This window comes from Aurantimonas sp. A3-2-R12 (assembly GCF_036016755.1).
GTDB classification, from domain to species: Bacteria; Pseudomonadota; Alphaproteobacteria; order Rhizobiales; family Rhizobiaceae; genus Aurantimonas; species Aurantimonas coralicida_A.
Genome location: NZ_JAYXIH010000086.1, coordinates 1 through 5,957, shown reverse-complemented (window position 1 = coordinate 5,957; position 5,957 = coordinate 1). Strand labels below are relative to the sequence as shown.

Sequence of the window (5,957 nt, the reverse complement as noted above, 5' to 3'; positions counted from 1 at the left end):
GCCCGTAAGGCACCAGATCCTCGAGCCCGATCCCCAGCTTCGCCCCGATCTCCTGGATCGGCAGCTTCTTCGCCTCGCGGGCAATCTCAATGTCGGTCTTGAACGCCATAATAATATCTTTTCCCGAGTTATGATCCGAGGATGTCGCCGGCGGAAAGGCCCGCCGATGCGGCCCAGTCGGCCGCCGGCTGCTTGTCTCCGCCCGCAGGACGAACGCGTTTGATGATGATGCGGCCACCGTTACCCTGAACGGTTACGCCTTCCGCCGAGACCTCGACGATTTGTCCAGCCGTTCCCTCGCCGTCGGCGCGGGCCGAGTCGTAGATCTGGACGGTGTCGCCCTTGTGGGTCGTCCAGGCGCCTGGCGCCGGGTTGGCCGCGCGGATGATGTTGTACTGGTCGGCGACCGGCTTCGCCCAGTCGACTTCCGCGTTCGCCTTCTTGAACCAGCTCTCGTAGGAGCCTTGGTCGAGCCGCTGGTCGTGCTTGAGGATAACCCCCGCCTTCACCAGGTCGAGGCTCTCCATCATGGCGTCGACGCCCATCGGGAAAAGCTTCTTGAAGTAGACGTCGCCCAAGGTTTCGTCCGGTCCGATCGCGCAGGTTTTCTGCAGCAGGATCGGACCTTCATCGAGCCCGTCATCGGGCCAGAAGATGGTGAGTCCAGTCTGCTCCCTGCCCATCGCGATGGGCCAGTTGATCGAGCTCGGCCCACGATGATGGGGGCACAGCGATGGGTGATACTGGAACGTTCCGAATTTCGGCGCGTCGCGCACCGCCTCCGGCACAAACAGCAGCACATAGGCCATCATGCAGACGTCAGCGTCGAAGGACTGCATCAATTCCAGCGCTTCGGGTGTCTTCCACGAAGCCGGCTGATGCAGCGCGATCCCCTTTTCCCGGGCCAGCTCGGCCAACGGGTCCTCTGGCTTGCCTTCCTTCGTGGGGGCGGTGCAGACCGCGACGACATCTTCGCCGCGCTCCAGCAACCGTTCCAGAACGGCCTTTCCAAAGGCTTGTTGGCCGTGAACTACGATACGCATATTTCCTCCCTGAACGGCACGGCTTTATCGCTGCGTCCGTTTTATTCCGCTGCTTCCGCCTTGACGTCTCCCACGGCGCCCGAGCCGATGACCCGTTTGAGGTCGTCGCCGCGATAGCCAAGCACATCCGACAGGATTTCCGCCGTGTGTTCACCCAACAGCGGCGAGCGGAGCACTTCCGCAGGGCTGTCCGACAGCTTGATCGGGCAGCCGACGCTGAGATATTCGCCGCGCTCGGGATGAGCGACGCGGACCATTGTTCCGGTCGCGTAAAGCCCTTCATCCTCGGCGATTTCTTTCATGGAAAGGATCGGCCCGACAGGAATGTCCAGCGGATTGCAGATATCCATGATCTCGAACTTGGTCTTCGTCTTGGTCCACTCCTCGATGGTCGAGAAGATCTCGTTGAGCTTGTCGAGCCGCTCCGGCGGCTTGGCATAGCCTGCCTGGGTCTTCCACTCCGGCTTGTCGATGACGTCGCAAACCTTCTCCCATGCCGCGGCCTGGATGATGAAATAGGTGTAGGCGTTGGGATCCTGTTCCCAGCCTTTGCATTTGAGAATGCGGCCGGGCTGGCCGCCACCGGAATCATTGCCGGCGCGCGGCGTCGCTTCGCCGAAGGGGATGCCCTCGCCATACTGCGAGTATTCCTTCAACGGACCCTTTTCCAGGCGCTGCTGATCGCGCAGTTTCACCCGGGCAAGATTGAGCACGGAGTCCTGCATCGCGCAGGAGACCTTCTGGCCGCGCCCCGTCTTCTCGCGCTGGAACAGGGCGGTCACGATACCGAGACACAAATGCAGTCCCGTGCCGGAATCGCCGATCTGCGCGCCGGTCACCAAAGGCGGCCCGTCGAGGAAACCGGTCGTCGAAGCCGAGCCGCCAGCGCACTGCGCGACGTTCTCGTAGACCTTGCAGTCGGCATATTTACCCGGACCGAAGCCCTTGATCGAGGCCATGATGATGCGGGGGTTGATCTCCTGGATCCGCTCCCAGGAAAAGCCCATCCGATCCAGCGCGCCGGGCGCGAAGTTCTCCACCAGGACGTCGCATTCCTCGACCAGCCGGGTCAGCACTTCCTTGCCGGTGACGTTCTTGGAATCCAGCTCGATCGACCGCTTGTTGTGGTTGAGCATGGTGAAATAGAGGCTATCGGCACCCGGTACGTCGACCAACTGCTTGCGCGTCGCGTCGCCCACGCCCGGCCGTTCCACCTTGATGACGTCCGCTCCGAACCAGGCCAGCAATTGCGTGCAGGTCGGTCCGGACTGGACATGGGTGAAATCCAGGATCTTGATGCCTTCCAGTGCCTTCATGGCGGGTACCTGCTGTTCTGAGTTCAATCGGCGGCGTTGACGCTATTTCTTGGCAACGACGCTTTGTGGGTTGAGATTGCCGATGCGGCCGCTTTCGGTGCCGGCCTTTTCGTCGATCTCCGCGTTGATGAGGGTAGGCTTACCGGAATCCATCGCTTCGTTGACGGCGCGGCGCAATTCGTCCGGCGTCGTGGCGTAGACGCCGACGCCGCCGAACGCTTCCATCATCTTGTCGTAGCGAGCATTCTTGACGAAGACGGTCGTCGCGGCGTCCGCCCCGCCGGTCGGATTGACGTCGGTGCCGCGATAGATGCCGTTGTTGTTGAAGACGATGATGCACACCGGCAAATTGTACCGGCAGATCGTCTCCACCTCCATGCCGGAGAAACCGAAGGCGCTGTCGCCCTCGACCGCCAGCACCGGCTGGCCGGTCTCGATCGCTGCCGCGATGGCGGTGCCCATACCGACGCCCATGACGCCCCAGGTGCCGACGTCGAGCCGCTTGCGGGGTTTGTACATGTCGATGATCGACCGAGCGAAATCCAGCGTGTTGGCGCCCTCATTGACGAGGATGGCGTCGGGACGCTCCTTGATGATCGTCTTCAAGGCACCCAACGCACCATGGAAATCCATCGGCGAATTGTTGTTCATCAGCCGCGGCGCCATCTTGGCGACGTTGGCCTCGACCTTCTCCCGGATCATGTCGGTCCAACTGGCGGGCGGCGCTTGCCAGTTTCCGCCCATGCCACCAAGCAGCGCGGACACGCAGGAGCCGATATCGCCCACCAGCGGGGCCGCGATCTCGACATTGCTGTCCATTTCCCTTGGCTCGATGTCGATCTGGACGAATTTCTTCGGCTCGGAGCCCCACTGCTTGCCCTTGCCGTGCGACAGCAGCCAGTTGAGGCGGGCGCCGATCATCACGACGACATCGGCTTCCTTGAGCACCAGCGAGCGCGCGGCGCCCGCCGATTGCGGATGCGTATCGGGAAGCAGTCCCTTGGCCATGCTCATCGGCAGGTAGGGAATGCCGCTGTTTTCGACCAGCGCGCGGATCTCGTCGTCGGCCTGGGCATAGGAGGCGCCCTTGCCGAGGATGATCAATGGCTTCTTCGCCCCCTTGATCACCTCCAGCGCGCGGGCGACGGCATCCGGCGCGGGCAGTTGCTTGGGGGCCGGATCGATGACTTTGACCAGTGACTTGGCACCGGCCGCGGCGTCCATGACCTGACCGAACAACTTCGCGGGCAGATCAAGATAGACACCGCCGGGACGCCCCGAGACCGCCGCCCGGATGGCCCGGGCGATGCCGATGCCGATATCCTCGGCGTGCAGGATGCGGTAGGCGGCCTTGCACAGCGGTTTGGCGATCGCCAGCTGGTCCATCTCCTCGTAGTCGCCCTGCTGAAGATCGACGATTTCGCGCTCGGACGAGCCGGAAATCTGGATCATCGGCCAGCAATTGGTGGTGGCGTGCGCCAGAGCCGTCAGACCATTCAGGAAGCCAGGCGCCGAAACCGTCAGGCAGATGCCGGGCTTCTGCGTGAGATAACCGGCGATGGCCGCGGCGTTGCCGGCATTCTGTTCGTGCCGAAACGAGATGACGCGCATCCCCTCCGCTTGCGCCATGCGGCCGAAATCGGTGATCGGGATGCCCGGAACACCATAGATCGTATTGATGTCGTTGAGCTTGAGCGCGTCGATGACAAGGTGAAACCCATCCGTCAGCGCCTGCTGCGCATCGGCCTCAGCGACATCCGTTTCCGTGCTTTTCGCTACTGCTGACATTCTGTTTCCTCCCGGAAGCCCTTCGGCTGGGTCGACCTCGCAGTCGACTCCCTCTGTGACATGCGAAACCGTTCACCCGGCCTCAATGCGTTTACGATTCAGCGATTCGATGCGAACCCAGGCGGCCCGCACATGATCATGCAGCTTCATGGTGTGCTCGCGCACCAGGCGGCTGGCGACATCGGCGTCGCGCGCCTCGAGCGCCTCGACGATCTCCATGTGGTCGACCACCGATCGCGTCGCCCGATCGTTTTCGCCCATCGCCCGCCGGCGCACGGCATGCATGTGCTGGAACAGACCGTCAGCCGTCGACTTGAGCAGCGCGCAGCCGGAGAGTTCCAGGATGCGCTGGTGAAACACGATATTGGCTTCCGAATATTCCTCGATGTCGGCGCGCGCGGCATGGGTGCTGTGCTTCATCGCGAATTTGCGCAAGGAGCCGAGTTCCGCCGTTGAGGCGCGCTCCGCGGCGAGCCGGGCCGCCATGCTTTCCAGCGCCGCCCAGGTGACGACCATCTCCAGCACTTCGTTCATGGACTTGCGCTTGACGAACACCCCTTTGCGCGGGAGGATTTCCACAAAACCCTCTTGCGCCAATCGCGCCAAGGCTTCGCGAATGGGTGTGCGCGATATTCCCAACTGTCCGGCGATGGTGCGCTCATCGAGACGCAGATCGGCGCCTTCGTCGTAGATATTCATGTCAAGGATGGCTTCGCGGAGCACGTCGTAGGTGTGATCCTTCAGCGTGAAGTTCACGGCGATCGGCGTCAGCTTGCTGGTAATCGACACAGTCCGAACGCCTCCCCTGCTTCGCACCCCGGCATCTGTCGAAACGGCATCGAGCCGCTTGCGTGTGCCTTATGTGGTATACCATACATCGGAGCGCTGACGCGTCAATGGGCAATTGGGGAATTCCCCGTTGGAATGCGGAAACCTAAGGATTACAGGGGTTCTAAGTACCGGAATAGCTGATATTCCCGACATTCTCTTGACGGTATCTGGCGTTTGGCATACCAGTTGACGGACGTTTACCGATGGTTTTATCTGTCGAAAGGGAGGACAGAATGCATGTTGATCAGAGCTAAGGATTCCGCTCTCGTCGTTATCGACATGCAGGAACGGCTGGTTCCAGCCATGTTAGCGCCAGCGCGAACTTTGAAGAATGCCGGACTGCTGATCGAGGCCGCGCGCGAAGTCGGTGTCCCGGTGCTGTTGACCGAGCAATATCCGGCGGGGCTGGGCCATACGATGGCCGAGCTCGCGTCCGTCGCTACTGGCTTCCCAGTCTTCGAGAAAGTGCATTTTTCCTGCATGGAAGACAGCGCGTTTTCGTCAGCCCTGACCGCTCTTGGACGGCACCAGATCATCCTGGCGGGAATGGAAGCGCATATCTGCGTCGTGCAGACTGCCGCAAGCCTGCTCGAGGCGGGGTATCAGGTTTTCGTCGCGTCGGACGCGACAGCGTCGCGATCGGCCGAGAGCGAACACGCCTGCCTACAGAGACTCGGTGCGGCCGGCGTCGGCATCGTCACCAGTGAGATGGTCGTCTTCGAATGGCTCGGCAAGGCCGGCACGCCCTCCTTCAAGAAGATGCTGCCCAGAATCAAATAGCCAATCACCATCATCCGGGGGGATTTCCCAGACATGAACATCCACGAATATCAGGCCAAGCAAGTTCTCAAGGGTTTTGGGGCGCCGGTCGCGGCGGGCGTGGCGATCACCGAGGCCTCGCAGGCCGAGGCCGCGGCGCGGCAGTTGCCGGGGCCGGTCTATGTGGTCAAGAGCCAGATCCACGCCGGCGGCCGCGGCA

At 62.0% G+C, this 5,957-nt stretch carries 6 protein-coding genes; 2 read left to right on the top strand and 4 right to left on the bottom strand.

The window, feature by feature from the left end; all coding sequences use genetic code 11:
* Positions 1 to 128 precede the first annotated feature (128 nt).
* The 4 genes from VSX60_RS21770 to VSX60_RS21755 form a co-directional block, all read right to left on the bottom strand.
* Positions 129 to 1,043, bottom strand: coding sequence for a methionyl-tRNA formyltransferase (locus tag VSX60_RS21770; RefSeq protein ID WP_327626342.1), 915 nt, complete (start codon positions 1,041 to 1,043; stop codon positions 129 to 131).
* Positions 1,044 to 1,084: 41 nt separating this feature from the next.
* On the bottom strand, positions 1,085 to 2,359 hold the full coding sequence (gene frc, locus VSX60_RS21765) for a formyl-CoA transferase (protein WP_327626341.1): 1,275 nt from the start codon (positions 2,357 to 2,359) through the stop codon (positions 1,085 to 1,087).
* 42 nt (positions 2,360 to 2,401) lie between these two features.
* Positions 2,402 to 4,147, bottom strand: a complete 1,746-nt coding sequence (gene oxc, locus VSX60_RS21760) for an oxalyl-CoA decarboxylase (protein ID WP_327626340.1) — start codon at positions 4,145 to 4,147, stop codon at positions 2,402 to 2,404.
* Between the two features lie 72 nt (positions 4,148 to 4,219).
* On the bottom strand, positions 4,220 to 4,936 hold the full coding sequence (locus tag VSX60_RS21755) for a GntR family transcriptional regulator (protein ID WP_327626339.1): 717 nt from the start codon (positions 4,934 to 4,936) through the stop codon (positions 4,220 to 4,222).
* A 279-nt stretch (positions 4,937 to 5,215) separates the two neighbouring features.
* On the opposite strand from VSX60_RS21755, the gene VSX60_RS21750 reads away from it, so the two are divergent.
* Both VSX60_RS21750 and VSX60_RS21745 read left to right on the top strand, forming a co-directional pair.
* On the top strand, positions 5,216 to 5,758 hold the full coding sequence (locus VSX60_RS21750) for a hydrolase (protein WP_327626338.1): 543 nt from the start codon (positions 5,216 to 5,218) through the stop codon (positions 5,756 to 5,758).
* Between the two features lie 33 nt (positions 5,759 to 5,791).
* Positions 5,792 to 5,957 (top strand): ATP-grasp domain-containing protein (locus tag VSX60_RS21745; protein ID WP_327626238.1); only part of this gene is annotated, 166 nt, incomplete at its 3' end.